Consider the following 24,901-nt stretch of genomic DNA (forward strand, 5'->3'; position numbering starts at 1 on the left):
GTCTTACCGGCAAGACATCCGCCTCTGCCTAAAAATCAGCTAATATCTGCTGGTAATCCGGTTGAAACCCCGGCATGGCGGTACCTTCCACGCGGAAAGTCCTGACCGTAGTTGTACCTACATAGGCATTGAAGGCGGCTTCTACAGGCGCCGCAATGAATTCGGTTCCCTGGGGCCAGTCGGCCAGCCGGCCACCGGAGGCAATGGCCAGGTATATTGTTTTGCCATTAAAGCGGCATTTCCGCCTGAAATTTTCATCATAATCATAAGTAACGCCAAAGCGTACCAGCTGATCGATCCAGGCCTTTAAAACGGCCGGCATGCCCAGGTTGTACATGGGAGTACCGATGACGATAATATCAGCCTGGCTGACATCCGCCACTACCGCATCAGCATAGCGGAGCAGGGACTGTTCCTGTGCGGTGAGCGTGGCCGGATCTTTATAAAAAGCGCCGGTCAGTAGCTCATCCGGGAAGGGAGGAGGTGATTTTGTCAGGTCTCTTTCGGTTAAGTCGATGACTTCACGGGACAGTAACCTGTCTGTGATGGCGGTACTCAGGCCTTTACTGTAGGAGGCAGCGCGTGGACTGGTGGTGATATGTAATACCCGTTTGTTTGTCATGGTAACAATTATTTACTCCCATGACGATCGGCAAAAGCAAATGGGGACATCTGTATAAAAAAAATAGAGGACGCCCCCTATCAGGACGTCCCCATTGTATGTCACCCGCTATGTATGAAGGGCTAATAGATATGTGCTGGTAACAGGTGAAAGCAATGATTAAAGCGCACTCAGAATAGCATCTGTGTACGTTTTATTTACGTTGCCTGCAAAAACCATGATACCGGCTTTGTCTGGTGAAGGGTGCCATTGTGCGAAGCTCACAGCAGTGGCCTGGGTGTTGTAATCGCGCGACATACCATCCATTACTCTGGCATTGCCTAAAGTGGCAGACCAGTAGTTAAAGCGGGTGGTGTTGTTGCTGAAATAAGCCATATCCATCACAAAATTCATCTTGTTGCCGAGTACGGTGTCTCTGAACGCAGGTCCAGGAGCGCCACCTGAATAAACGGCACCAGTATAGATTTTGGAGGTGCTGGCAGAAGACTGCGGACCGAAGTATTTACCCAGTTCCTTGATCAGGTTCCGATAATTGGTATTATCGGTGGCACCATGTTCGACGTCGAGGGAAATACCGTCCAGTCCGACGGTGTTTACACAGGTATTAATAAACGAAGCAAACTGCGTGTACGTATAAGCGGTGCCGTTATACGTAGTGAATGGGGTAGTGGTGCTCCAGGAGGCAGCATCATCTACGTTCATCAATACTTTTACGCCGCGTGCACGCAAGGTCTGGATGTCGGCCAATACCTGTTTTTTGTACTTGTAGATACTGTTTACCATCCATCCGGTGTTGTAGTTGACGGTATCTGCCAGTTCCCATAGGGTACCTTCAAATACAACAACGATGTTGGCGCTGTCGGTGAAATTGAGGAGAGACATGTAACCCTGGCTTACCGGTGTAGCATCAAAAGCATAATAGGCTACTTTGTTTTTGCCGGTAACAGGCAGGGCGGTAACAATGGCAGCTGCTTTTCCATTGATGGGTTGCAGCGTGCTCTCATTTTTGGAACAGGAGTTAAAGGCTATCAATGATATCATTGATAGCGCCATTACAACGTGCTGAATTCTCATAACGAGGGTGTTTTATGGTGAATTAATCGAGGGCTACACGATTAGGGCTTACTATCCCACCATAATTTTGTTCCGCCATTGTCTGGCCCTTTGAGCGTTAATACTGCTCTGTCGTAGCCAGGTTTGTTGTTCGACTGATACTTGCTTGGAATTGGCAGCCTGCGGATAAATCCGGTGATCAGGCCTCCACTGTTGTTTATTACCACGGGGAACAATTTAGGGTAACCAGTTCTTCTGAATTCTGTCCATGCTTCTTCTCCGTCAGGATAGATAGCGATCCATTTCTGTGTGATGATGCGCTCCAGCTGTTTTTCAGGTGTGGCGGCATCATCCCATTTGATGGTGATAGTGCTGAGGTTGGCGTCTTTCAGTGGAACATCGTTGGCACCGGCAGTTTTTGCCTGAGGGTCCACATAAGGCGCAGCGGTAGAGGTGTTGTCATTTTCATAGTCGGCAGACGATCCTGCGGCCCATTCTGCAAAAGAGGTGGTAATACCCAGATGATAGTTATCACTTACCTTTCCTGCGCCTGTCCAGCCATTGAGTCCTGCTTCGGCCATGAGGAAGTAAGTTTCTGCTGCACCCAGCAGTTTACCTTTACCGTCTTTAGGATCGAAATAGTCTGCTGCTGCGGCTTTGGCCAGTGGAATTGAATAGCCGCCGTAGCGGTTTTTATCATCTATGGCCACACCATTTCTGATGCCGATATATTTTCCGGCAACAACAGCCACGGTGGCAGGTGCCACCATATGAGGCATACGCGGGTCGCTGTAACCATTCAGGTAACTGGTGAGTGGTGCACCACTGCGGATATCGCCCCATCCAACAATTTCGTCTATTGGTGAACGTTGTCCGAAATCGATGATGGCATTGTCGGCATTAGCAGTGATAAGACCACCACTGGCCGGATCCAGCGCTTTTTCGCCCTGGAGCTTTGCGGTCGCTTTATCTGCATAGATAATCCTGATGGCCAGTCGCAAACGAAGGGTGTTTACCAGTTTCAACCATTTGGTAGGATTACCGCCATAGATGATATCTGCTTTGTTAAACGCTGATAGTACTGTTTTTTGTCCTGTAGTAAAAGGTTTTAGCAGGGTGGCAGCAGTATCCAGGTCTTTAAAGAATGCATTATAGGCATCCTGTTGTGAATCATAGTCTACAGAGAGATCGGCATTGGCCTGACCATATTTTGTGTAGATGATGGGTCCGAAAACATCTGCTGTACGATGACAGGCCAATACTTTAATGGTTTTGGCCATCGCATCTGTGAAGGAGAAATCCACGCCCTGGTAGGTGGCCGCCAGTCGCTTATAATCACTGAGGGGTTGCAGTACATTGTTGTAGACAACGTTGTAAATATCGACGTTCCAGCCATCCATCATGAAATAGTTGGAGTTATTGATGCCGCTGTTGAAAGGCGTAGGCGTCATCATATATCCGCTGTAGATATCAGCATTCAGATTTTGTTGTAACTGGTAGTCGCCGGAGGAAGCAGGAACAATGTTCTTCTGCGTATTCACCAGTGGCAGGATGATCTGCTGGAAATCGGCCTTGAATACATCTTCCGTAACCCCGGCCGGGTTGGTGTTGAGTGACTCGAAATTTTTTGTACAGGATGCCAACAGCATGGCTGTCATCATCACGTAGCAACTTTTATATAGCGTAATTTTCATGTGAGCTCTTTTTTAATAGGAACGAATGATTTTTCATCTTACCTGCACTATTACAGTGAGGCTTTAATGCTGAAACCATAGCTACGGTAGGTGGGCAGGCCAAATACATCTACACCCACACCACCCGGGTTAACAGCAGCTACCTGCTCAGGATCAAACGGCGCCTTGTTGTAAAGGAAGAAGAGATTATTACCAATAGCGCTAAAGCGGATCTGTTTAACCAGTTTGTCCAGTTTCAGCGTGTAGGATATAGAGAACTCTCTCAGACGTACCGCTGTGGCATCGTACATGTAAGCCTCTGAAACAGGGCTTTTACCGCCTATAGACTGATAGTAATCTTTGGCGTCTACCACTGCCGTCACTGCTTTACCGGTTTGGTCTACTGCGTTGGCAATAGTGACTTTACCGCCATTATCGCGGGCATCTCCTGTTCTTTTGCTAACACCCATCTGGTCGAGCAGTGCTTCTGTAGTGCTCAGCACTTTGCCGCCAAATTTTCCATCCAGCAGAATACCGATAGAGAAATCATGGACGTTGATGGTATTGCTCCAGCCAACGATTGATTTAGGGTTAGGATTGCCCAGGTAAAGGTTGTCGGCAGACATGGGCAGGTTGTTGGTACCTACTACGATATGTCCGGCTGCATCTCTTAGAAATCCACGGCCATAAATATCACCGAAGGAGCCACCTTGTACCAGGAAGCCTGAACCGCCGCTCAGCGAATATTTCTGATCAGGAGAAGGGTTGGCAACTACAGAGGAGTTGAACAGTTCGAGCACTTTATTCTTGTTGTAAGAATAGTTGATCGTAGTGCTCCAGCTGAAATTGCGGGATTTAACGGCATTAAAGGTCAGCGCCGCTTCCATTCCGGTGTTCTGGATATTTCCTCCGTTTACGTCTGCAGTGGTACCTGCGCCAAGACCTGGAGCAACCGCGATATTCGTGAAGAACTGATTGGTGATATTGGATTTATAGTAGGTAACGTCCAGGGATAAACGATTTTTCAGGATGCTCCACTGGGTACCGATTTCAAGCGATTTATTCTTTTCCGGCTGCAGGTAGTAACCGGCCACATGTATAGGATTACTTGTTGGCGGTGTAGAGATGCCTGCATTGAAGGTATACAGCGGACGTGTTCTGAACGGATCGATATCATTACCCACAACGGCGTAGGATACACGAACTTTCGCGTAGTCGAACATGTCTGGCAGGTTGAAGATCTTACTCAGGATGGCGCTTAAACCTCCGGAATAGTAGTTGAATCCTTTGCCGGCGGAAGGAGTATAGGCCAGGGTGGAAGACCAGTCATTTCTATCGGTCAGGTTAAGGAAGAGTTTTTCCTTGTAACCCAGTTCCACGGCGCCGAAAACTGATTGTATCTGGCGGCGGATAGCGGTATTCTGGTTGACAGCCCTGGAAATATTGCTCCAGTCGATGGCTGATTCGAGGAATACGTTCGGAACAGTGAGTGCACCGCGTACATTGGTAGTGGCGCCCTTCTGGTCCTGGATAGAAGTACCCAGGGTTGCACTGAGGGACAGATCCGGATTCAGGTTTTTATTGGCCTGTAATACAAAATCGCCGTACAATGTCTGGTTATTGGTATGGTTCACATTCAGCAAACCGTTATCGGCAGCGATCGTGGTTTGTGTAGTGGCGTAGGTATTACGCTGGAAGTTGTTCTGATAGTTGTTGTAGTTACCTCTGAGCTGTGCGGATAACCAGTCGTTGATAGTATAACGGAGGTTCAGCGCGGTATAGAGGTTTCTGTTTTCGTTATCGGTAGGGTTGCGGTACAGTACCCAGTAAGGGTTCTGCTGGTAGTCCTGTCCGGTGAAGCCTTTATCTGTATTGATATCCCACCAGTTTTGTGCCATCAGGTAACGGGAGGTAGAGAAGAACTCATAATTCTTGTACTGGTTGAAATCGAGTCCTCTCGGGAAAGCGTATAACCCTGTGAGTGGGTTGAAGTACACACCCGGGTTGATACGGTTATGTGAATTTTGAATGGAACCCATAAACGTTCCGTCTACGGTCAGTTTATCGTTGAGGAACTTACCGGATTCGCGGAAGGTCAGGGTATTCTGTTTGAGGGTATTGGTAGGTACTATCCCTTTGTTGTCGGTATTGGCATAGGAGAGATAGTTGGATGTTTTATCATTACCCCAGGTCATGCCTACACTGTTGATCCAGGTCATACCTGTCTGGAAGAAGTCTTTGATGTAGTTGGAATTAGGCATGGTGGCACCTTTGGCGCCCCAGCTATCTTCGCTGCCTTCGGTGGTGGCGGTAGCGGGGGTAGACTGGCCGTAGGTAAACTGTTCTTCAGGGAATTTGAAGGCCTGGTCCATGGTCAGGCTGCTAGCCACATCCACTTTAGAGATACCAGCTTTCGCTTTTTTCGTCGTAATGAGAATAACACCGTTACTACCCTGGCTACCATAAAGAGAGGAGGCGGAGGGGCCTTTAAGAATGTTGATACTCTCGATATCTTCCGGGTTGATGGTACTGAGGATGTCGCCACCGTCAGCAGTAGAGTTATACCATCCGGCATCGGCGCCACCAGTGGGATTGATGAGGGGTAAACCGTCGATCACATAGAGTGGCTGGCTGTTGCGGGTAGATTTATCTCCCCTGATAACGATACGCACGGAACCGCCTGCACCGCCGCCGGTACGGTTGATCTGTACGCCGGAAACCTTGCCACTGAGGCTGTTAAGTACGTTGGTGCTTTTAACGGTATTCAGTTCCTGCGTACCCAGCGATTGGGTAGAATAGGTCAGGTTGGCACTTTTCTTACCCAACCCCAGCGCTGTAACTACCACAACCTCACCAATCTGGCGGCTGTCGCGGTTCAGGGAAAGGCTTAAACCTTTGTCTGTACCATTTACCGCTACGGTTTTGGTTTCGTAGCCGATGAAGCTGATTTCCAGCATTCCGCTGCGCTCTTTGAGGGCAATGGTGAAACGGCCGTTCTCATCTGTGGTGGTACCGGTGGCAGTACCTTTCACCTTGATACTGGCGCCGATCAGCGGCTGGTTTCTGTCGTCGCTGATACGCCCGGTAACAAGACGGGTGGAGTCCTGGGGAGGCGCCAGCTCATCTCTTTGTTTGATGATGAGGGTTTTCTCTACCAGTGAGTAACTGAATGGGATACCCGAAAAGCATTTCTGTAATACATCGTCTATCGTACTGTTGGTGACGCTGAAAGACACGGAGCCAGTCTGGGTAAGGAGGGATTCATCACATACCAGGTAATAACCTGTCTGTTTTCTGATCTCATTAAATACCTTCTTCAGGGAGGCATTTTCCACGGTAATGGATACGTGCTGGGAGTATCCGGTGGCGCTTACATGCAGACTGACAGCTAACATAAAAATAGCAGTCCACTTCATTAAAAGGAATATTTTGAACCTGCGGTGCCGGGCATAGGAAGGCCAGCTGCAAATGTTGATTTTTTGCATACATTTGTATGGTTGAGTTAAAATAAATAGATAAACGAGTCTGTTTTAATACTTAACACAGACCAGGAATGTGAGCGCATTGCTGGTCTTTTTTTTAGAATAACATAGATGAACTTTCTACATGCGCAGTTAATTTTGGGTGAATCAATAACGTGAATAACAAGTTTGGTTGCTGTGTGTAAAGCGATTTAGTCTTTTGGCATAATTACAAGTTTCTTTCCTTCTAAGCGGCTGCGTACACCCATTCCGCGGAGTACATTCAAAGCGCCTGATAACGGGCCGTTGCGGCTGATCATACCCATGAATCGTTGTTCGGGCAGGTTACCTTCGTAAACAATTTCCAGATCGTACCACCTGGCCAGCTGGCGGGTGATACTTTTTAAGTCGGCGTGTTCAAAGCTGAAGTATCCATTCTTCCAGGCCAGTGCATCTTCTTCATTTCCGGCCATGGCCACCATTGTTGCCTGATTTCGGTTGTACCGCCCTTCTTCTCCGGGTTTCAGGAGCAGCGGTGTATTGTTGTTCCAAAGCTGGACAGCGCCCTGTAGCAGTGTGGTACGGATATTTTCTTCATCCGTATAGGCCATCACGTTAAAGCGTGTTCCGAGTACTTTGATATCTATCTCATTGACTGTTACATGAAAAGGTTTGCTGGCATTGTCGGCTACTTCAAAATAAGCTTCTCCTTTCAGGTCTACACTGCGTTGTGGTTCCCTGAAATCTGTCGGGAAGTGCAGTGAGGAGCAGGAGTTGAGCCATACCCTGGAGCCATCCGGCAATACTACCACGAATTGTCCGCCAGGCGGAGTGGTGATGGTATTGAATTCTACCGGGGCGTCCTGTTTTCCTGATACCTGGTATACCACCTGGCCGGTACCGTTTTTTTGAACGATGATGCCCGACTGACTGAGGATTACGCCCTGTTTGCTGGAATCCAGTATTACCTTTTCGCCATTGGCCAATGTCAGAATGGCTTTGTCGCCTCCGGGAGCCACATCGTTTTGAAGAACTTGTGCCAGGTCGCTTTTCGGATGAGCTGTTTTACCATGATAGTAATACAGTGTAGCCGTAACAGTTAGTACGGCTGCTACTGATGCGGCAGCCCACCATTTTCGTGTGATAAAAAATACAGGGTATAAAGAACGCCTGCCGCTGAGGGCCTGCGCCTGTATCCTGTTATATATTACCTTGCCCAGTGGACTTTCAGCATCCGTTGTTGCGGGCAATTTTTCCCAGTCATTATCAATGAGCGCTTCCAGACTATCCCAATATTCATCGGAAGCCAGTAAGGCTTCCAGCTGCTCTTTTTCCGCTGCACATAAATTGCCAGCCAAATACTTATCCAGTAGCGTTTTAAATGCTTGCTGCTGTTTCATAAACTTATAATCATCGGCCTACTATTATAAAGACGCAAAAGAGAAGAAGGAGGGGACAGGTATTTTAAATTTTTTTTTTGTGGAGATAGAAGAGCGGTAGTATTGTTTATTTATTTACTTCAAGATATTGACGGATAGAGCTTAATGCGCGTACGATATGTTTTTTTACGGTTTCCCGGACAATACCGGTACGGGATGCGATCTGGTCGTACGAGAGGCCTTGTTCACGGCTTAGTTTAAATACCTGGCGGCGCTGGGGCGGCAATTGTTCTATGGCTTTGGATATCAGGGCGGCCGACTCACGTGATACGGCCATTGCGTGTGGCAGCTGACTTTCGTCTGTACTAACCGGAATGTTACTGTCTAATTCAATAAGAGAAAGTTGATTTTTACGAAACCACGATACTATCTCATTGCGGGTAACCACGCGAAGGTAAGCGTCCAGATGTTGTACGCCCGCAATGGTATTGCGTTTGAGCCATAATTTAATAAAGATGTTCTGAACGAGGTCCTCCGCTTCCTGGGGCTGTTTCAGATAATTCAGTGCTATGTTGTATACCTTTTTCCAGTATCTGTTATACAGCTCACGGAAAGCATCCGGATGTCCCTGGGCTAACAATTCGCATAAATCTTCTTCAGATAACAAATTGTTCATCGCTCTTGCATTTGTATAAACTGAACAGTAATAAAGCTAATGAAAATGAAGTAACAAAAAAAATTGTAACACCCACAATCATAAGAATTTAAAAAAATGGCATGAGGTAAAATATTAACTATTCTTCATCCCGTAAATAACACATAAATAGCATACTGTGGCCAATTTTAAGCTATTTTTAAGGTGAGGCTGATTTATAGGGTATACGTTGGCGTTAGTGGCGGCTGAATCTGACAGAATAATTGTCAGAATGATATTTATAAATATTGGTTATCAAATAGATATCTTAATGTTTTATTATTAAACAATAGAAAATAATCCATCTTTCATAATTATATTTGTGTAGATGCTATTATTATCTTACCAGCAATTAACCTTTATTCTTTTCTTCCATGAAACAAATAGCTGTAGTACTGCTCTTCATTATTTTTAGTAATAACATCTCCGCACAGTCAGCCAGCGATTTTAAAAAGCTGAACTGGCTGGAAGGGAAATGGATGAAGACCAACGTAAAGCCCGGCCGCTCCGGCTATGAAGAATGGCAGCGTGTTTCCGCTACTTCCTGGAAGGGAACAGGCATCAGTATGCGCGGACAGGACACCACCTTTGTAGAAAAATTGCAGCTGCGGATTAAAGACAATTATATATATTATGTAGCCGATGTGGCAGAAAACAAGGAACTTACCTGGTTTAAAATAACGCATATTGGCGCCAATGGCTTTACCTGTGAAGACCCTGCACACGATTTTCCTAAAAAGATCGTGTACGAACGAACTGGCAAACAACTAAAGGTAACAACATCCGGAGACGGTAAATCGATTGAGTTTCTATTTGAAAAAGAATAATAAAAATTATTCCCTATCCCTAACCACATGCGCCTGAAAGAAGCGATACTACTGGCACTTCTGATTGCTGTTACTATAGCTACATCGGCTTCATCCCTTCTTTAAATTGAAACTGTCTTTGTAACAGACCATACTAAATGAAAAGCAGCCAGCGATTTTAAGCCGGTTACGCCGGGTTTTTATGAAGATAATCAGTATATAGTTAGTAAAACCTGTAGCGGTGAATTCGGAGGAACGGTATATTTTAAAAACAAAAGTACCGGGATAGTATCTTCGATAACAAGATTACCATATTCTGCTATAAATAATGTATTTAAGCATTTGCTTAAATACGTAAATAATGCTACTTTGCAGGAAATATCTTCGTATGAGCGAGCATACCTGTATTCGTGAACAGGCAAACCCGGCACAGATAAGGGATTGCCGCCAGAAAATAGCTGCCGGTGAGGCTGCCTTTGCCCAGCTGTCGGGGATACTGGCCCTGGCTGGCAATGAAGTACGCCTGAAAATACTGTACCTGCTGGAAGAAGAAAAAGAGTTATGTCCATGTGACCTCAGCGATATACTGGGGATGAGCATCCCGGCTATTTCCCAGCACCTGCGTAAAATGAAGGATGGACATATCGTGCAAACACGCAAAGCCGGACAAACAATTTTCTATTCCGTGAAACCGGAACACCTGAAGTTATTGCGCCCGTTCTTTAAACTCATTGATCAGTTAAATACGGTGGCATCATGAGCAACGGAAAGAATACCAAAGCACTCCTCGGCTCCGGAATATTACTGGCACTCACTTCGTCTTTATGCTGCATAGCGCCGCTGCTGGCGATCATCGGCGGGGCAGGAGGGAGCATGGCCACATTTAGCTGGGCAGCACCACTGCGCCCCTATTTACTGGGCGCTACGGCCCTGGTATTGGGCCTCGCCTTTTACCAGGCGTATAAAGCCAAACCAGTGAGCGATTGCTGCGCAGTGACGGCAAAGAAAAGCTGGCTGCAGTCTAAAGGCTTCCTATGGACAGTTGCCGCCATGACGGTACTCCTGTCATCCTTTCCTTATTATGCAAAATATTTGCAATCGCCTGCACCGGTAGCCAAAGCTGCTGTAACGAATACGAATCACCTGCAACAGGTAGTATTACATATTGCAGGCATGGGTTGCGAAGACTGTGAAGGTCACGTAAACAAGGCTTTGCAGCAGCTGCCCGGGGTACACCAGGTTCAAACCAAATATGACAAAGGGATTTCCACCGTTACTTTTGATAGTCTGCTGGTATCTTACCAACAACTGGCTACGACGGTGGAACGTGAAACAGGTTATAAAGTAATGCAACAAAATTAATACTTATGTCTTGCAGCGATATTCAATTAAATTCTCTGCTTACCTGCCCTCATTGCGGGTTTCAGAAAAATGAAGTAATGCCGGTAGATGCCTGCCAGTATTTTTATGTATGTACTGGTTGTCAGCAGCGGCTGCAACCCAAAGCCGGCGACTGCTGTGTGTATTGCAGCTATGGTACGGTGAAATGCCCACCGATGCAGCAAGGCAATTGCTGCTGCTAAGGATGGACTAGTGCGAGATTACCTTCAGCGCCAGTTCCAGGTCCGCGTCATGTTTGGTCACGATATCCATCGGGGTGTAATGCACCACTTTATCAGGCATGATGCCGCGGCCATATACCGGATGTTGCAATACGGATACCACCCGCAATAAGGGGAACTCTACCCCGATATGGGTATGCGGTAAGGTGAGGTACTGCATAGCTCCGCCACTGCAGCCTTCTGAGCCGCCAGCGGTTTCTCTCCCGATAAAAACAGCCTTTTTACAATATTGACGTATAGCCGCTGCCGTATGTGCTCCGGAGGAAAAGGTGGCCCCGTCAATTAATACGATGAGGTTACCATTATAATGGTCTGTAGCAGCGATAGCCATTGGACGCAGCAGGTCTGTAAAGCCTTGCCGGAAGGCCATTTGATAGTGACCTGATTTTTTAATTCCCAGCGGTTTAAAGCTCTCGTTATAACTCTCGCTTCTTAATGAATCGAACCAGGGGTTAAACCTGGTGTTGCCGGGATCAGGTACGCGTGCCCAGAGATCACCCACCATCCGGAATGTGCTGTCGGCGAGATATGTCAGTAATGTCGCGGCAATCCTGATATCACCACCGGTGTTATGTCTCAGGTCGATGATAAGGTTTTTGATGTTCTTTTCACGGATTTCTTTAAATGCCTTACTGAATATAAGGGTGTCCTCATATTGATAGCTATGTACTTCGAAACTGGCTGTGGCAGTGTTATCCAGGAAACGTAAAGGTAAATAGTCTGTATGGGTGGAAGTATTCCATTGCTGATAATTATCCACCTCCTTCACCGTTTGGGTAACCGCCGTGCCGGGAGTTACTGTTTTAACCTGTCCTGCGGCTGTTTTCAGCGTAATGGTATATGGTGGGTGCAGGTGGTAATATTTATTGCAGGCATCTTCAAAACCATCATATTCACTTAAAAATAATTCCTTGAAAGTCCGGTTGTTGCCATCTGCGGCGTATAGGTCGCTCCCATGCTGAATAATATCCGGCACTTTCACGTTGTTGATACTTAAAATCTCATCACCGGTATGCAGTTCTGCTGCCTGGAAGCTGGTTATCCATGCCCGGTTGTTTTGTACCAGTACCTGGAAAGGGAGCCTGGGCAGCACGTCGGCACTGGTGGGTTTGTAACCTGCCGAATTTCTCAATTGGGTATGGCCGCATTTTAATGCACTGATGAGCGGATAGATAGCGGCAATAAATTCATTTTCCGATAATGGCTGCTGAATAGCGTTAGCAGTACGTTTATAGCACTGATGGAAGCTGTCAGGAGCGGTATACAGGCCGTAGGCAGGGTGGATTTCCTTAATGGCATGATATAGGATATCAAGGTCCTGTTGCATATCAGCAACGGAAAGTACATGCTTGTCTGTTGCCTGTTGTGCTTTTCCGGGTAATGGGAAAAGGGAAATAATCAGTAGTATGTATAGGATGCCGGATCTCATAATATTAATTGCTACTCCAATTTAACAAAACAGCAGGGATTCTCTGAAAATATAATTCATGCAGGCATCTGCCGGAGGCATAATATATTTTTAACAAAAACCTCCTGTATATTATCACCTACTTTGCATTTCCGCCATAGCAGGCTATTTTAAGTGTTTATCTCACTCCTCATGGAAAACAACCTGTTAAAATCCAGGCAACATTTTGAAGCACTGGATGGATTACGCGGACTGGCAGCTTTATCGATTGTCGTGTTTCATCTGTATGAATTTCTCGTTCCCGACTATACGAAAAGCCCCATCGGTCATGGATACCTGGCGGTAGACTTCTTCTTTTGTCTCTCAGGTTTTGTGATAGGTTATGCCTATGATGAGCGTGCGCCCAAACTGGGCAACCGGCTTTTCTTCCTGAACCGGCTGATCCGCCTGCATCCGATGGTGATCTGGGGAAGTGTGATCGGTTTGCTGGGCTATCTTTTTGATCCTTTCACCGGCGCAGCCAATATGGCGGAAGCAGGTGCCGGCAAGATAGTGCTTGCCTTTGTATGTTCACTGGTGCTACTACCGTTTCCCTGGCTGCCTGGCCGTGGCGGCGGACTATTTCCGTATAACACCCCAGCCTGGTCGCTGCTGATGGAGTACGTCATCAATATCGTATATGCGCTGGTGTTAGTGAGGGTTTCCAAACGTGTTTTGCTGGTATTGCTGGTTGGCGCTGCCGCCTGGCTGATTGCCGTGGCCCGTCTCCGGGGCTGGATCATCACCGGCTGGGACCAGTCTACCTTTTTCGATGGTTTTGCCAGGGTAACGTTCTCCTTCCTGGCCGGGCTAACCGTTTTCCGCTGCAACCTGATTATTAAAAACAGGCTTAATTTCCTGTTGCTGGCGGCCTTGCTGACAGGCATGTTTGTGTTCCCGCATTTTAATAATGACTGGATCACCGAGATGGTGATTGTGATGGTGATATTCCCGCTGTTGCTTGCGCTGGGCGCAGGTATGCAGGTGACCGGATTCCTGGAGAAATGTTGTGTGTTTACCGGCAGGTTATCCTATCCGCTGTACATGACACATATCTGGGCGGTATGGCTTTTCGGCAATTACCTGTATATAGGGAAGCCGACGCCTGTAGCGGCCAATATTGCTGCTGTGGCCGTATTTTTCGGGACGGTGCTGTTGGGGTACCTGGTACTACGTTTTTATGATGAGCCGCTCAGACGCTGGTTGTCGGGCAGGTTACAGTCGAGCTATAGACCTAAAAAAGAAACGGCCACTGTTGGTGTTTAAAAGAATAATATAAAAAAGCTTCTCTTACCAGTAAACGTAGTAAGAGAAGCTTTTTTATTTAATTCGCTTCCAGTATTTTAATGATGGCGGTATATCCTGCCTGCTGCGCGTGTTGCAGCGGTGTGACGCCTCTGCCATCGGCGATATGCATATCACTTCCTGCGGCTTTCAGTATGGCTACTATTTCCTGGTATTTACTGCTGCCGTCGCCGAGGATGATCGCTTCCAGGAGGCCTGTCCATCCCAGCCGGTTGATGTGATCCACAGGAAAGCCTTTGGTATTGGCGAGCAGCCTGACTGTTTCCACGTGGCCTCTTTCGCAGGCTGGAATGAGCGCGGAACCACCGTAGCGGTTAAAAACATCAAAACGGGCGCCATGTGCCAGAAAAAGCTCCAGCATATCGTTTTGCCCGGTGGCGCCGGCAAAGAGGAAGGGACTGTCCAGGATCTCATCCTGCATATTGACGTCCGCGCCATGTGTCACCAGTAATTTAGCCATTTCATATTGACGGCCATGAACGGCCAGCAAGAGGAGCGTGTGGCCTTTTTCGTCCTTTGTGTTGACGTTGGCGCCACCCTGCAGTGCCTTTTCTACTGCTTGCAGCTGGTTTCGTGATACCTGTTCAATAAGTGTTTCGGGTGTTTGTTGTTCCATATAATTTACAGTAATCGGCTTTCCGCCATTCGCCGGTAATGATAACGTGAGTAGTAACAGGATTGTTTTCATATGTTACCCAATTATGGTATTTGCAATCATGAACAAAGGTAGGCCGGCATCCCCGGCGATAATGGCACTTATTATAACATTGCGGGTATATTTTATAACTATCATCGGTATGACTGCAGCGTCATTCCGGAAAAAGAGCCGTATTTTCGTAAGATGAGTACAGTAGCTACACTTTCAGGAAAGAATAACGTTACCCTGAAAGCCATTGAACAACGTGACCTTGAAGAAATGGCCCTGCTGGCCAATGACCCCGCCATTGCGGCCAATCTCCGGGATAGTTTTCCGTCTCCCTATACAATGCAGGATGCGGAAGCTTTTTATGCGCTTATCCAGGAGGGAAAAATTAACCATGCATGGGGTATTTATTATAAAGATAAAATAGCGGGTGTTATCACCCTTACACCACAGCAGGATATCTACCAGCATTCTGCTGAAATAGGTTACTGGCTGGGCGCCCCATTCCACGGCAAAGGTATCATGTCTGAAGCGGTGTCTTTACTGACGGCTTATGGTTTTGAAGCCATGCACCTGCTGCGTATATACGCCGGCGTATTCGCCTATAATAAAGCCTCGCAGCAGGTCTTGCAGAAGGCAGGTTATCACCTGGAAGCAATAAAAAAACATGCGGTAATAAAGAACGGTGTATTACATCATGAACACCTGATGGTGAAGATGAATATAGATGAAAAAAAACAGGGATAATGGTCTGTTGCTGATAGCCGGTTTCAGGAAATTCACTTAAATATTTATTTAATGAAATTATTCAGTCAAGGTGTTTATGCTGTGCTGTCAGGCCTTTTCCTGCTTGGGTTTCCAGCTAAGGCGATTGCGCAGGATACAATAAAAGCAATTCCTAAGCGCATTCGGGTAGAAAAGGTTGCCTGTAAAGATGAGCATACAAATCGGCAGGGATGTAAATTAGTCATCAGCATAGATATGGGAGATACGGTGCTGTATTATGGCCGTGATAGTTATTTTCAGGGAGGCATACCGTTTATCTCCGACAGCGCCAGGATGGCCATAATAGAACAGTTGCTCTGTTTTAGAGGAGATACCACCACCTGCTGTTTCCCGGTAAGGAAATTTTATTATGAGTCTATCGAGCGTATTTGTCATCCCAAAGCGAAAAGCACTACCTATTCTACGCAGATTGATGCATTGTTTATGATTAACAGGATTGTTTATCCCGAAGGCGTCAGTCTCTGCAGCTGTCAGCCTGTAGTAATGAATCCAAAGACGGGCAAAGAGATGAATAACCAGCATGCTTTCGTAGCAGCGTATTTTGATGTGTATGAGCGGTGTTTAAAGCTGGCAAGAGAAACAGGCAGCCTGAAAAACTCATTTGCTTTCAATACAGATCAATATGCATGGCTGGACGCACAGACGGTTCCTGATGAAGTCCGCGAGAGAGCAAACAAGGAAAATGAGCGGATAAGGAAAAAACACTATCAGCAATAATGATATTCAGGCCTGGTAGGGTATCTGGGGGGAGATCTTATTAATAAATTTCTATTATTACCATTTCCTGTTTATTAAAAATAAAGGTATCACCTGCTTTTTTATTCAATAATACCCGCGCCAGTGGCGATAAAGGGGAGAGGAAAAATACCTGCCGGTCATCTACCTGCTGCTTACCTAAGCCAGCTGCAATAAAAAAATATTGTGCTTCGCAAACGATCAGCGCACCTGTCCGGGCAGTGGTGTAATGCATGTCTGCCTTTACTGTTTTCAGCTGGGCCAGCTCTTTGAGATTTTCTGCCTGCTGGCGGGTGTACATATCTTTTTCTAGATGTCCCATGGCACGACCCGTTTCATATTTATCACCGGCAGAGCTTTTACTTTCATTATTGGCCGCTTCCTGCGCATTGTCAATAGCAGCTTGCGCCGCCGCAATACGGTTTTCTATAATCTGCTGCCCCAGCAGCTTTAAACTGTTTTTAAATCCGATCATTTCCTGCGCGGCCATATCTTTATCGTAATTAGCGGTTAATTTACATAAAAACACGGATAGCTGGCTTTTCCAGGTAAGAAATACCCGGTGTGTCCGTAAACAAATGACCCCAATCGTTGTTTTTACTGTTAGCAGAAAACGCTGATAAGGCAATGGTATTGCCAGCTCTCCAAAGCATTGAACAGATAGCAGTAGTCGACCGTATTCTTTCCTAACGAAAATGCACACACTATGAAGTTTTCACTATTGCTAACCGTGATGGTTGGAACAGCTACTGTATTAGGAAGCTGTAATGGCGGAAATACCAGCCAGCCAGCCACCACCGGTACCGACACCACCAAAGTAGCTGCTGATAACGGCTTCCCTCCCGGCCCAATTCCCAATACGGTTTTAACAGATGAATATATCAGGAATCTGGCTACAAGTATTTATGGCTGGGGATGGCCTATGGCCAATATCAATAATCGTATTATTCTTTTCAATAAGCTAAGGAACCCGATTTATGCGGGTGGGGTGCTGCCCTTGGCTCCGCCCAATCACCTTTGTATGCTAACAGATTACGTACGGCCGGAAGAACGTGCAGTAGCCTGTCCGAACCAGGATGTGGTGTACGGTTTTGGAGGACTGGACTTAGAAAAGGATGCGGTCATTGTACAGGTGCCGGACTTCGGCGACCGGTTCTGGGTATACCAGGTCTGCGATCAGCGAACAGATGCTTTTGCGAAACTGGGAAAAATGTATGACACAAAACCGGGATTCTATCTGTTGGCAGGAAAAAACTGGAATGGCAAAGTTCCCGGAGAAGTGAAGGATGTATTCAGATGTACCACCACCTTTGGTATTGTGATTCCCCGTGTATTCCAGTCGGATGATCCCGAAGACAAGAAAGCCATTCAGCCATTGATTGCTAATATTACCATGTACCCACTGAGCGAATTTGATGGAAAGATGAAGACCACAGACTGGACGAAAACAGAGAAGACCCCGCCTGATCCCAATGGTGGTAATGCAGAAACTAAATGGGTGGACCCGGAAATCTTTTTCGATCAGTTGCCTGGCATCTTAAAGGATGTGCCGCCACAACGCGGAGAAGAAGCGCTGTATGCACAAATGCAGGCACTCGTAGATGGCATGGCGAAAAATCCTAAGTATAAGGAAATTGCTAAAAAAGCGGCCGTTGAAGCAGAGAAAAACCTGGTACAGCCATTGTTCCAGTTCGTAAATGTCGGTTATCCTGTAAAGTATAACTGGACTACACAGCGCAATGGCGCTCAGTTTGGTGTAGATTATCTGACACGTTTGTCTTGTGCCAAGGCAAACATCTTCGTAAACAAACCTAATGAAACCCGGTACTTTTACCAGGACCTCGATTCCATGGGTGGCAGGTTAAATGGCTCCAGCAATTATACCGTTACCTTCCCTAAAGGTGAACTACCGCCGGTAAAGGGTTTCTGGTCGCTGACGTTGTATAATGAGCATCACTTCTTTGAGCCTAATGCCCTCGATAGATTTTCACTGGGTACCAAAAATAAAGGACTGAAAGAGAATCCTGACGGGTCGCTCACTATTTACGTGCAACATACTTCCCCTGGTGCGGATAAGGAAAGTAACTGGCTGCCTTCACCCAAGGCACCGTTTTCCTTGTATGTACGTTGCTACTGGCCGGAAGAAGCTGTTATGAATGATAGCTGGAACCCGCCTGCTGTTACGAAAGTGAAATAATTTGCTGAGCGCGCTGAACGTGCTGATAGCGTTATGCTGTCAGCACGTTTTTTAATTTACGTCCATTCAAAAAGTCATAAATTTAACGCCGTAGATTGGTTACCGCGAAATTGTTATATGATAGATTTTGAATTATTAAGACAGCACGTAGCTAAGTACATTCAGCTATCGGCAACAGAATTTGAAACATTTATCACAGATTTTCATCCCAGGAAGATTAATAAGAAAAATTTCCTGTTGCGGGAAGGAGAGATCTGTAAGTATGAAGCATTTGTAACGAAGGGCTGTTTTCGTATCTATTATCTGGATGAAAACGGAGACGCACAAATCCTCTATTTCGCCGTAGAAACCTGGTGGGCAACAGATATAGACAGCTTTATTCATCAGCGCCCTTCCATACTGAATATTGAAGCACTGGAAGATACCACTGTACTTGTCATCAGCAAAACCGATAAAGATAAACTCTATGAAGCCTTGCCGAAAGTAGAAAAGATGTTTCGTATCATGAACCAGCATTCCCTGGTAACCTTCCAGCGACGTGTGATTTCATCGCTGGGTAAAACGGCGGAGCAACGGTACCTGGAGTTTGTCGAAAAGTATCCTGCGCTTGAGCAGCGACTCACACAGCAACAGCTGGCGGCCTATCTGGGCATCTCTCACGAATTTTTAAGCAAGATCAGGAAACGACTGTCACGCCGATAAATGATTTTTTGAACCAGTTCAATTTTCAGGAGATCCGGAGAAGATAATTTGCACACATAAATTTCTTTTATGAAAACAGCACTCCTGATTATTGATGTACAAAATGATTATTTCGAAGGCGGCGCGCATACGCTGGTAAACCCGATGCCGGCAGCGATGCATGCACAGCAGGTATTGACAGCTGCCAGGCTGCGGCAGTTACCAGTGGTGCATATACAGCACCTGGCCATTAATGAGGGGGCGGATTTCTTCCTCCCTGGTACGCCTGGAGCGGACATTCATCCGCTGGTGGAGCCGGCATCCGGCGAAATGTTGGTCATCAAGCATTACCCGAATAGTTTCAGGGAAACAACTTTACTGGAATACCTCCGCGGTGAAAATATCACAGATCTGTTGATATGTGGTATGATGACAGATGTATGTATAGACGCTACCGTCAGGGCCGCTATGGATGCAGGATTTACCACTACTGTAATCGGTGATGCCTGCACTACCCGCGACAGGGAGTTGTATGGCAAGCCGGTTGCTGCGGCGGCAGTGCATCAGGCTTACCTGGCCGGTATGGCGGCGCTCGGCGGATTGTATGCCCATGTAATTACTGCCGCTGAATTCTGCGGAAACCAGTAAGGTGTAAACTATAAGACCCTCTCCGCAAAGCAGAGAGGGCCTTTTCTTATTTGTCCATTGTTCTTGTAATCTTATTTCACATCCCACCATACGCGGGTAGTCATATTATTTTTGGCACCTACTTTACTGAAGTTTTCAGAATTATTGGCCGCTTCTGAGGTAGGGTAGAAGTACCTTACCGGGAAGCTCGCATTCTGTTGCTGGCCTTCGTAGATATCTGCCGGCAGTTGCGGATAATCCAGTCTTCTGAACTCTGCATAGGTTTCGTTCATCTCCATGAAATTGGTGTTCAGGTATTTCTGTAAACCAATCTGTGCCAGGGCGTTTGCGCTGTTGAAGGCGTAGCTTGAACTGGCCAGCAAAGTATTGATGGCATTGGCATCCGGCTGGGCGGTGATACCTGGTTTTTTAGCAACCGGGCTACCCAGGTACAGACTGTAATACCAGGAGATAGACGCGCGAATGCCGTTCTCATAGTAGGTTTTGGCGTCGCTGGTGCTGATCAGGTTCTGCTGACGTGCTTCTGCCAGTAAAAAGCAGACATCTGCCGCACTTATAACAATACCTGTAGGTAAATTGGTATTACGTGTAAACGTTACCGTATCTATCACTGCTGCTTTGGTTACATCAAATGTTCTGCTGCCAACAGAAGCAGGTAACCCAACGATAGCGGTAGTGTCACCTTTGCCGAAGAATATCGGCAGACGTGGATCGCCGGCCTGCTGCATCTGGTCTACCACAAATTTTGGCGCATACTGATAGGTCAGGTTTTCGTTGAGTGCACGCAGGATGGTGTTGCTGGAACCGCCGTACGACTGGTTACCAATCAGCAACACCGCATTATCAGCGTTGTCCGTAATCAGTGGTTGATTGTTCTGCATCAGGTCTGTCAGTTCCTGTTTGGCCCTGGCCTGATCTACCGCTGAAATACGCATGGCCAGGCGCAAACGCAGGGAGTTGGCCATTTTCACCCAGCGGCTCAGGTTACCCTTATACAGGATGTCCTGTACTGCCAGTGATTTATGGCTTTCATAGAGCGTGGGCTGCAGCTGTGCAGTACTCAGGTAATCGGCTGCTGCTTTCAGATCATCCAGGATACTGTAATAAACAGTTTGCTGGTTATCGTAGGCAGGGTAGTAGTTGACAGGTTGTCCGTACAAGGAATTCTGCGCGGCAAAACCATCTTTATAGGGGATGTCGTCAAAAAGATCGGTGGCCTGGCCGGTAGCATAGGCACCGATTACTTTTGCGAGGTGGTAATAGATTTTATATTCTTCCTGTTGTGCCGCGGTAAGTTTGTATTTGTAATTGTTTTCGATGGCAATTACATTGAGCATTTTGGTAAGATAATAGTTGCTCCACTCGCCTTTGTCGCTGGTGACACGATAGAAATTACCACTTACAGGATCCACGGAAGATGCCGTCAGCTGCATCATCGGTGCCAGGAAGCGGAAATAGTTGTTATAGGAAGATACATAATCCTGACGGATGGTTGCATCGATAGCAGTAGGCAGCAGGTATTCGATTTTGGTGCTGGTAAAGGTTTCCGGGTTGTTGAACAGGTCGTCCATATTCCGCTTACAACCGGTAACTGCCATGGCCACTAATAATCCTGCGATCGCTGATTTCTTTAAATTCATAACGGTTGTAGTTTAGAAGTTTACTTTAACAGATCCACCGAGGTTCCTTGCAGACGGGAACGCGGTATATTCGAAATTGCTGTTCACCGCATCGGTACCGAGTCCGCTGTTTGGTACTACATTCGGTAACGATTTGTAGAGATAGGCCACGTTACGTGCAATCAGGGAAATGGTCACTGTCTGCACTTTCAGGCGCTGGCAGATATTCGCCGGCAGGCGGTAAGCCAGGGATAACTCTCCCAGTCGGATATAGTTGTTGTCAAATACCGCATCTTCTGTTCCGAAGTTGCCATAACGGCTGTTGTAGTAGTTGGCTGCGGAAACAATGATATCATTGGCAGAACCATCCTGTTTAACTCCCGGAACGATCATACCATCTGTACGCAAGGTTTTACCTGCTGGTGGCTGCTGGCCATCCTGCAGTCGGATATTTTTACCCTGGTCGTTGGTGTAGAAGGCAATACCACCATGTTCTGTGTCGCGGCCATACAGGGATTGTTTAGATACACCCGCGGCATTCATCAGGATATTGGAATAGGAAACGATTTTACCGCCATAGCGATAGTCCATCACTACTGTGAAGAGGAAGTTTTTGTAAGAGAAATCATTGATGAAGCCACCATACCATTTAGGTAAGGCGTTACCCATGTTAGACAGTGTTCCTTCAAAAGTCCATAAACCATTGGCATCTACAACGGGAAGGCCGGTTTTAGCGTCTCTGGCAATTTTGTTCATGTATATGTCATATGGGGCGTTGCCTGGTACGGCTTTGAATACTGCACTGAATGGGTTGCCGATCACTCTTTCTTTGATCCCGTCGGCAAGGGATAATACTTTTCTTTTTATCGTAGAGCCGTTGAGGGTAGTCTGCCAGCCAAAGGCATGACCTCTCAGTACGTCCGCTTTCAGCTGGATTTCCAGCCCTTTGTTGGACATGGAGCCGGAGTTGATACGGATGCTGGTAGCGCCACTGGATGGTGTTACGTTTACGGCATTGATCAGGTCTACGCCTTTATTGCTGTAATAGGTCAGGTCGAGTGTCAGCCTGTTTTCCAGCACGGCGGCTTCCATACCGAATTCCAGGGAATAGTTCTTCTCCGCCCTGATATCCAGTGGTGGCACGCTGGCGTTAACACCTGTCATTACAGCGCTGGTACCATCCGGGCGCAGGTAAGAGGTGTAGGTATAACCTTCGTTGGCAAAGTAGCGGGAAGGCACGGTATTGCCTACTTGTGCATACGAACCGCGGAACTTCATGTAGTTGATGATTTCCGGCAGTTTCACGGCTTCAGACAACACATAGCTCAACCCTACAGAAGGATAGAAATAGCTGCGGTTTTTGGTGGGCAGCTTGCTGGACCAGTCGTTGCGGCCGGTAAGGTCCAGGAATAAGTAATCGCGGTAGCCCAGCTGTGCGGAACCAAAAGCGGCCATATAACGTTCACCGCCGCTGCTGCCTCTTGGAGGGTTGTTGTCGTTGGCTTTACTGTTATTCAGGGAGAAGATATCCCGGAAGCGTAATCCTCTGGTATAGGCGGTATTGGCGTATCCGTACTGGTCATCAAAAGAAGTACCGGCAGTAACACCCAGCTTGAAGTCTTTACCCAGCGATTTGTTATAGGTGAGCAACGCTTCGGCGTAGTTCCTGTAGTTATTGTCGATGGTACGGGAATAGCTGCCCTGCTGATCGTTGATGTTGGTAGGATCTGATGCCTGTAGCCATTTCTCTTTGGATTCGCTGAGGATATAGTATCTGTCGGTACCATAGCGCAGGCGCAGACTCAAAGGTTTGATGATCTCAATGGTAGCAGTGATGCTTCCAAACAGCTGCTGCTGGTTGGAGGTATAGAGATTCTCGCGCTGGTCCCAGAACAATGGGCGCAGGATATTATCGCGCAGGTTGCCGGAGATTTTTTTAATAGAGTCGGTGAGATAATAACCCAGTGCGTTTTTATAATTGCTTTCATACAGAGAGGTCAGCTCATTCCTGGGCATAGGATAGTTGGACGCTCTGTCTATACGCTGTGGCGGGTTCTGGTTGTCGATATTATTGTACATCAGCTGTACATCTACCTTTACCTTGCTGGACACCTGGTAGCCACTTGCCAGCGACACGGTGTTGCGGCCCTGTTTCATTTCCGGCAGGAACCCGCCGTAGTTGAAGTTGGTCAGAGAGAGCCGGAAGAAGCCTTTGTCGGAATTGCCGTTTACACTGGCGCGGTTGCTGTTGGTAAAGCCATCTTTGAAGATGTCTTTGAAGTTATCTGGTTGTCCTACCCATGGACGACGCTGGCCATCCCACCATTGTACGGTACTGCCATCCAGTTTAGGGCCGAAGTTCAGCGTGGAGGTACCCGTATAGATAGGCGTGCCATCTGCTGCGAAAGACGTAAAATACGGTGTTGTTCCGGAGCCGTATTCGTTCTGGTATTTAGGCAGAAAGGCGCGTTGGTTGTAGGTATAGTCGCTATAAACTTCTACGCCTAAACCTTTTCTGCCGCCTTTACCTTTTTTGGTGGTAATAACGATTACACCGTTGAGGGCCTGTGAGCCATAGAGTGCAGCGGCGTTGGCGCCTTTCAGCACGGTCAGTGACTCGATGTCGTCCGGGTTGATATAGTTCAGGAGGGAACCTTTTGCGGTTCCGCCGCTGCCGCGGCCAGAAAATCCGTCGTCATTGTCATTAACGGGGATACCATCCAGTACGATGAGCGGGCGGCTGTTTCCATCGATTGAATTGATACCGCGGATATTGATGCGGGTACCACCCATAGGGCCACCGGCCATGCCTACGAGGTCTACGCCCGGTAATTTACCTACCAGCGCACTACCGATATTATCGGCACCTGCATGCATGATCTCTGCCGCTTTCACTTCACTGACAGCATAGGTCAGGGAACGTTTCTGGCGGGTAATACCCATGGCCGTTACTACTACTTCATTCAGCCCTTTGGTGTCTTCCTGGAGGATAACATCAATATGGGAGCGGTTTTCTATGGCAACGCGCTGTGGCAGGTAACCAATAAAGCTGAATACCAGCGCCCCTTTCCCATCAGGAATAGAGAGGGTATAGGCACCTTGTGCATCGGTAGTGGTGCCGTTGGCGGCGCCCTCTACCTTAACGGTGACACCAATCAGCGGCATACCTGTTTTGTCTGTGGCCCGGCCACTGACTTTCTGCTGCTGTGGCGTTTCTGCGGCGGGAAGGATAATCACCATATTGCCCTGCATGATCTTAAAATCAAGCCCGATGGGCGTAAGTACACCGCTAAGAATTTCCGGCACCGTTTTCTCTGTTACCCGGACGCTTACCTTATCTGATTGAAGCGTCAGTTTGTTGTTGTAAACGAACGTGTAATTACTTTTCTTTTCAATACTATCGAGTAGACTGTTTAAGCTTACATCGGCATAGTTCAGGGAGAGTTTGACCTGGGCATAACCTTTGGCAGCCACTTGCATGCAGGCTGCGCAAATCAGGAATGTAGTCAGCTTCATAAGCAATAAAATCT

The 24,901-nt window shown here is 47.1% G+C and carries 21 protein-coding genes; 10 read left to right on the forward strand and 11 right to left on the reverse strand.

What is annotated here, in order from left to right; all coding sequences use genetic code 11:
* Positions 1-28: 28 nt before the first annotated feature.
* From F3J22_RS19975 to F3J22_RS20000, 6 genes are all read right to left on the reverse strand, one after another.
* The gene (locus F3J22_RS19975; RefSeq protein WP_167019705.1) at positions 29-622 is read right to left on the reverse strand and encodes an FMN-dependent NADH-azoreductase; all 594 of its coding nucleotides are present in this window, start codon (positions 620-622) and stop codon (positions 29-31) included.
* A 159-nt stretch (positions 623-781) separates the two neighbouring features.
* Positions 782-1,696: a glycosyl hydrolase family 18 protein gene (locus F3J22_RS19980; RefSeq protein WP_167019706.1), complete on the reverse strand. Its 915-nt coding sequence runs from the start codon at positions 1,694-1,696 to the stop codon at positions 782-784.
* A 41-nt stretch (positions 1,697-1,737) separates the two neighbouring features.
* Positions 1,738-3,369: a SusD/RagB family nutrient-binding outer membrane lipoprotein gene (locus tag F3J22_RS19985; protein WP_167019707.1), complete on the reverse strand. Its 1,632-nt coding sequence runs from the start codon at positions 3,367-3,369 to the stop codon at positions 1,738-1,740.
* A gap of 50 nt (positions 3,370-3,419) precedes the next feature.
* Entirely contained in the window at positions 3,420-6,764 is a 3,345-nt protein-coding gene (locus F3J22_RS19990; protein ID WP_167019708.1) for a SusC/RagA family TonB-linked outer membrane protein, read from the reverse strand.
* Positions 6,765-7,021: 257 nt separating this feature from the next.
* Positions 7,022-8,209 (reverse strand): FecR family protein, encoded by a 1,188-nt coding sequence (locus F3J22_RS19995; RefSeq protein WP_167019709.1) that lies wholly within the window; start codon positions 8,207-8,209, stop codon positions 7,022-7,024.
* 106 nt (positions 8,210-8,315) lie between these two features.
* Entirely contained in the window at positions 8,316-8,864 is a 549-nt protein-coding gene (locus F3J22_RS20000; protein WP_167019710.1) for an RNA polymerase sigma factor, read from the reverse strand.
* 392 nt (positions 8,865-9,256) lie between these two features.
* On the opposite strand from F3J22_RS20000, the gene F3J22_RS20005 reads away from it, so the two are divergent.
* The 4 genes from F3J22_RS20005 (at position 9,257) to F3J22_RS30745 (ending at position 11,271) form a co-directional block, all read left to right on the forward strand.
* Entirely contained in the window at positions 9,257-9,709 is a 453-nt protein-coding gene (locus tag F3J22_RS20005; RefSeq protein ID WP_167019711.1) for a DUF6265 family protein, read from the forward strand.
* Between the two features lie 367 nt (positions 9,710-10,076).
* On the forward strand, positions 10,077-10,448 hold the full coding sequence (locus tag F3J22_RS20010; RefSeq protein WP_167019712.1) for a metalloregulator ArsR/SmtB family transcription factor: 372 nt from the start codon (positions 10,077-10,079) through the stop codon (positions 10,446-10,448).
* Entirely contained in the window at positions 10,445-11,050 is a 606-nt protein-coding gene (gene merTP / locus F3J22_RS20015) for a mercuric transport protein MerTP (RefSeq protein ID WP_167019713.1), read from the forward strand. Before F3J22_RS20010 ends, merTP begins: the two co-directional genes overlap by 4 nt.
* 5 nt (positions 11,051-11,055) lie before the next feature.
* A complete protein-coding gene (locus tag F3J22_RS30745; protein ID WP_304487957.1) occupies positions 11,056-11,271 on the forward strand; it encodes a GDCCVxC domain-containing (seleno)protein in 216 nt (71 codons plus the stop codon).
* A 7-nt stretch (positions 11,272-11,278) separates the two neighbouring features.
* Here the strand turns inward: F3J22_RS30745 and F3J22_RS20020 are convergent, their stop codons facing one another.
* The gene (locus tag F3J22_RS20020) at positions 11,279-12,739 is read right to left on the reverse strand and encodes a S41 family peptidase (RefSeq protein ID WP_167019714.1); all 1,461 of its coding nucleotides are present in this window, start codon (positions 12,737-12,739) and stop codon (positions 11,279-11,281) included.
* Positions 12,740-12,910: 171 nt separating this feature from the next.
* Between F3J22_RS20020 and F3J22_RS20025 the strand changes: the two genes are divergently transcribed.
* A complete protein-coding gene (locus F3J22_RS20025) occupies positions 12,911-14,023 on the forward strand; it encodes an acyltransferase (protein ID WP_167019715.1) in 1,113 nt (370 codons plus the stop codon).
* A gap of 58 nt (positions 14,024-14,081) precedes the next feature.
* Here the strand turns inward: F3J22_RS20025 and F3J22_RS20030 are convergent, their stop codons facing one another.
* Positions 14,082-14,750 carry an ankyrin repeat domain-containing protein gene (locus tag F3J22_RS20030; protein WP_167019716.1) on the reverse strand — a complete coding sequence of 223 codons (669 nt, stop codon included), beginning with the start codon at positions 14,748-14,750 and terminating at the stop codon, positions 14,082-14,084.
* Positions 14,751-14,903: 153 nt separating this feature from the next.
* On the opposite strand from F3J22_RS20030, the gene F3J22_RS20035 reads away from it, so the two are divergent.
* Together F3J22_RS20035 and F3J22_RS20040 are read left to right on the forward strand one after the other, a co-directional pair.
* Positions 14,904-15,452 carry a GNAT family N-acetyltransferase gene (locus F3J22_RS20035; RefSeq protein WP_167019717.1) on the forward strand — a complete coding sequence of 183 codons (549 nt, stop codon included), beginning with the start codon at positions 14,904-14,906 and terminating at the stop codon, positions 15,450-15,452.
* A 51-nt stretch (positions 15,453-15,503) separates the two neighbouring features.
* A complete protein-coding gene (locus F3J22_RS20040; protein WP_167019718.1) occupies positions 15,504-16,208 on the forward strand; it encodes a hypothetical protein in 705 nt (234 codons plus the stop codon).
* A gap of 40 nt (positions 16,209-16,248) precedes the next feature.
* Here the strand turns inward: F3J22_RS20040 and F3J22_RS20045 are convergent, their stop codons facing one another.
* Positions 16,249-16,929 (reverse strand): GreA/GreB family elongation factor, encoded by a 681-nt coding sequence (locus tag F3J22_RS20045; RefSeq protein ID WP_240155135.1) that lies wholly within the window; start codon positions 16,927-16,929, stop codon positions 16,249-16,251.
* Positions 16,930-16,932: 3 nt separating this feature from the next.
* On the opposite strand from F3J22_RS20045, the gene F3J22_RS20050 reads away from it, so the two are divergent.
* From F3J22_RS20050 to F3J22_RS20060, 3 genes are all read left to right on the forward strand, one after another.
* Entirely contained in the window at positions 16,933-18,423 is a 1,491-nt protein-coding gene (locus F3J22_RS20050) for a DUF1254 domain-containing protein (RefSeq protein ID WP_167019719.1), read from the forward strand.
* A 117-nt stretch (positions 18,424-18,540) separates the two neighbouring features.
* Entirely contained in the window at positions 18,541-19,125 is a 585-nt protein-coding gene (locus tag F3J22_RS20055; RefSeq protein WP_167019720.1) for a Crp/Fnr family transcriptional regulator, read from the forward strand.
* Positions 19,126-19,194: 69 nt separating this feature from the next.
* Positions 19,195-19,752, forward strand: a complete 558-nt coding sequence (locus tag F3J22_RS20060) for a cysteine hydrolase family protein (protein ID WP_167019721.1) — start codon at positions 19,195-19,197, stop codon at positions 19,750-19,752.
* A gap of 71 nt (positions 19,753-19,823) precedes the next feature.
* On the opposite strand, the gene F3J22_RS20065 is transcribed toward F3J22_RS20060, so the two are convergent.
* Together F3J22_RS20065 and F3J22_RS20070 are read right to left on the reverse strand one after the other, a co-directional pair.
* Positions 19,824-21,392, reverse strand: a complete 1,569-nt coding sequence (locus F3J22_RS20065) for a SusD/RagB family nutrient-binding outer membrane lipoprotein (RefSeq protein WP_167019722.1) — start codon at positions 21,390-21,392, stop codon at positions 19,824-19,826.
* Positions 21,393-21,404: 12 nt separating this feature from the next.
* Entirely contained in the window at positions 21,405-24,887 is a 3,483-nt protein-coding gene (locus F3J22_RS20070; RefSeq protein ID WP_167019723.1) for a SusC/RagA family TonB-linked outer membrane protein, read from the reverse strand.
* Positions 24,888-24,901 lie beyond the last annotated feature (14 nt).

It is taken from the genome of Chitinophaga sp. Cy-1792 (genome assembly GCF_011752935.1).
In the GTDB taxonomy this organism is placed as follows: domain Bacteria; phylum Bacteroidota; class Bacteroidia; order Chitinophagales; family Chitinophagaceae; genus Chitinophaga.

Bases quoted from the DNA above. Each gene is read 5' to 3' on its own strand.
- F3J22_RS20065 (WP_167019722.1), bottom strand. From the start codon at position 21,392: ATGAATTTAAAGAAATCAGCGATCGCAGGATTATTAGTGGCCATGGCA.
- F3J22_RS19980 (WP_167019706.1), bottom strand. From the start codon at position 1,696: ATGAGAATTCAGCACGTTGTAATGGCGCTATCAATGATATCATTGATA.
- F3J22_RS20070 (WP_167019723.1), bottom strand. From the start codon at position 24,887: ATGAAGCTGACTACATTCCTGATTTGCGCAGCCTGCATGCAAGTGGCT.
- F3J22_RS20035 (WP_167019717.1), top strand. From the start codon at position 14,904: ATGAGTACAGTAGCTACACTTTCAGGAAAGAATAACGTTACCCTGAAA.
- F3J22_RS20025 (WP_167019715.1), top strand. From the start codon at position 12,911: ATGGAAAACAACCTGTTAAAATCCAGGCAACATTTTGAAGCACTGGAT.
- F3J22_RS19995 (WP_167019709.1), bottom strand. From the start codon at position 8,209: ATGAAACAGCAGCAAGCATTTAAAACGCTACTGGATAAGTATTTGGCT.
- F3J22_RS20050 (WP_167019719.1), top strand. From the start codon at position 16,933: ATGAAGTTTTCACTATTGCTAACCGTGATGGTTGGAACAGCTACTGTA.
- F3J22_RS20000 (WP_167019710.1), bottom strand. From the start codon at position 8,864: ATGAACAATTTGTTATCTGAAGAAGATTTATGCGAATTGTTAGCCCAG.
- F3J22_RS20020 (WP_167019714.1), bottom strand. From the start codon at position 12,739: ATGAGATCCGGCATCCTATACATACTACTGATTATTTCCCTTTTCCCA.
- F3J22_RS20010 (WP_167019712.1), top strand. From the start codon at position 10,077: ATGAGCGAGCATACCTGTATTCGTGAACAGGCAAACCCGGCACAGATA.
- F3J22_RS19985 (WP_167019707.1), bottom strand. From the start codon at position 3,369: ATGAAAATTACGCTATATAAAAGTTGCTACGTGATGATGACAGCCATG.
- F3J22_RS19990 (WP_167019708.1), bottom strand. From the start codon at position 6,764: ATGAAGTGGACTGCTATTTTTATGTTAGCTGTCAGTCTGCATGTAAGC.
- F3J22_RS20060 (WP_167019721.1), top strand. From the start codon at position 19,195: ATGAAAACAGCACTCCTGATTATTGATGTACAAAATGATTATTTCGAA.
- merTP (WP_167019713.1), top strand. From the start codon at position 10,445: ATGAGCAACGGAAAGAATACCAAAGCACTCCTCGGCTCCGGAATATTA.
- F3J22_RS20030 (WP_167019716.1), bottom strand. From the start codon at position 14,750: ATGAAAACAATCCTGTTACTACTCACGTTATCATTACCGGCGAATGGC.
- F3J22_RS19975 (WP_167019705.1), bottom strand. From the start codon at position 622: ATGACAAACAAACGGGTATTACATATCACCACCAGTCCACGCGCTGCC.
- F3J22_RS20005 (WP_167019711.1), top strand. From the start codon at position 9,257: ATGAAACAAATAGCTGTAGTACTGCTCTTCATTATTTTTAGTAATAAC.
- F3J22_RS30745 (WP_304487957.1), top strand. From the start codon at position 11,056: ATGTCTTGCAGCGATATTCAATTAAATTCTCTGCTTACCTGCCCTCAT.
- F3J22_RS20055 (WP_167019720.1), top strand. From the start codon at position 18,541: ATGATAGATTTTGAATTATTAAGACAGCACGTAGCTAAGTACATTCAG.
- F3J22_RS20040 (WP_167019718.1), top strand. From the start codon at position 15,504: ATGAAATTATTCAGTCAAGGTGTTTATGCTGTGCTGTCAGGCCTTTTC.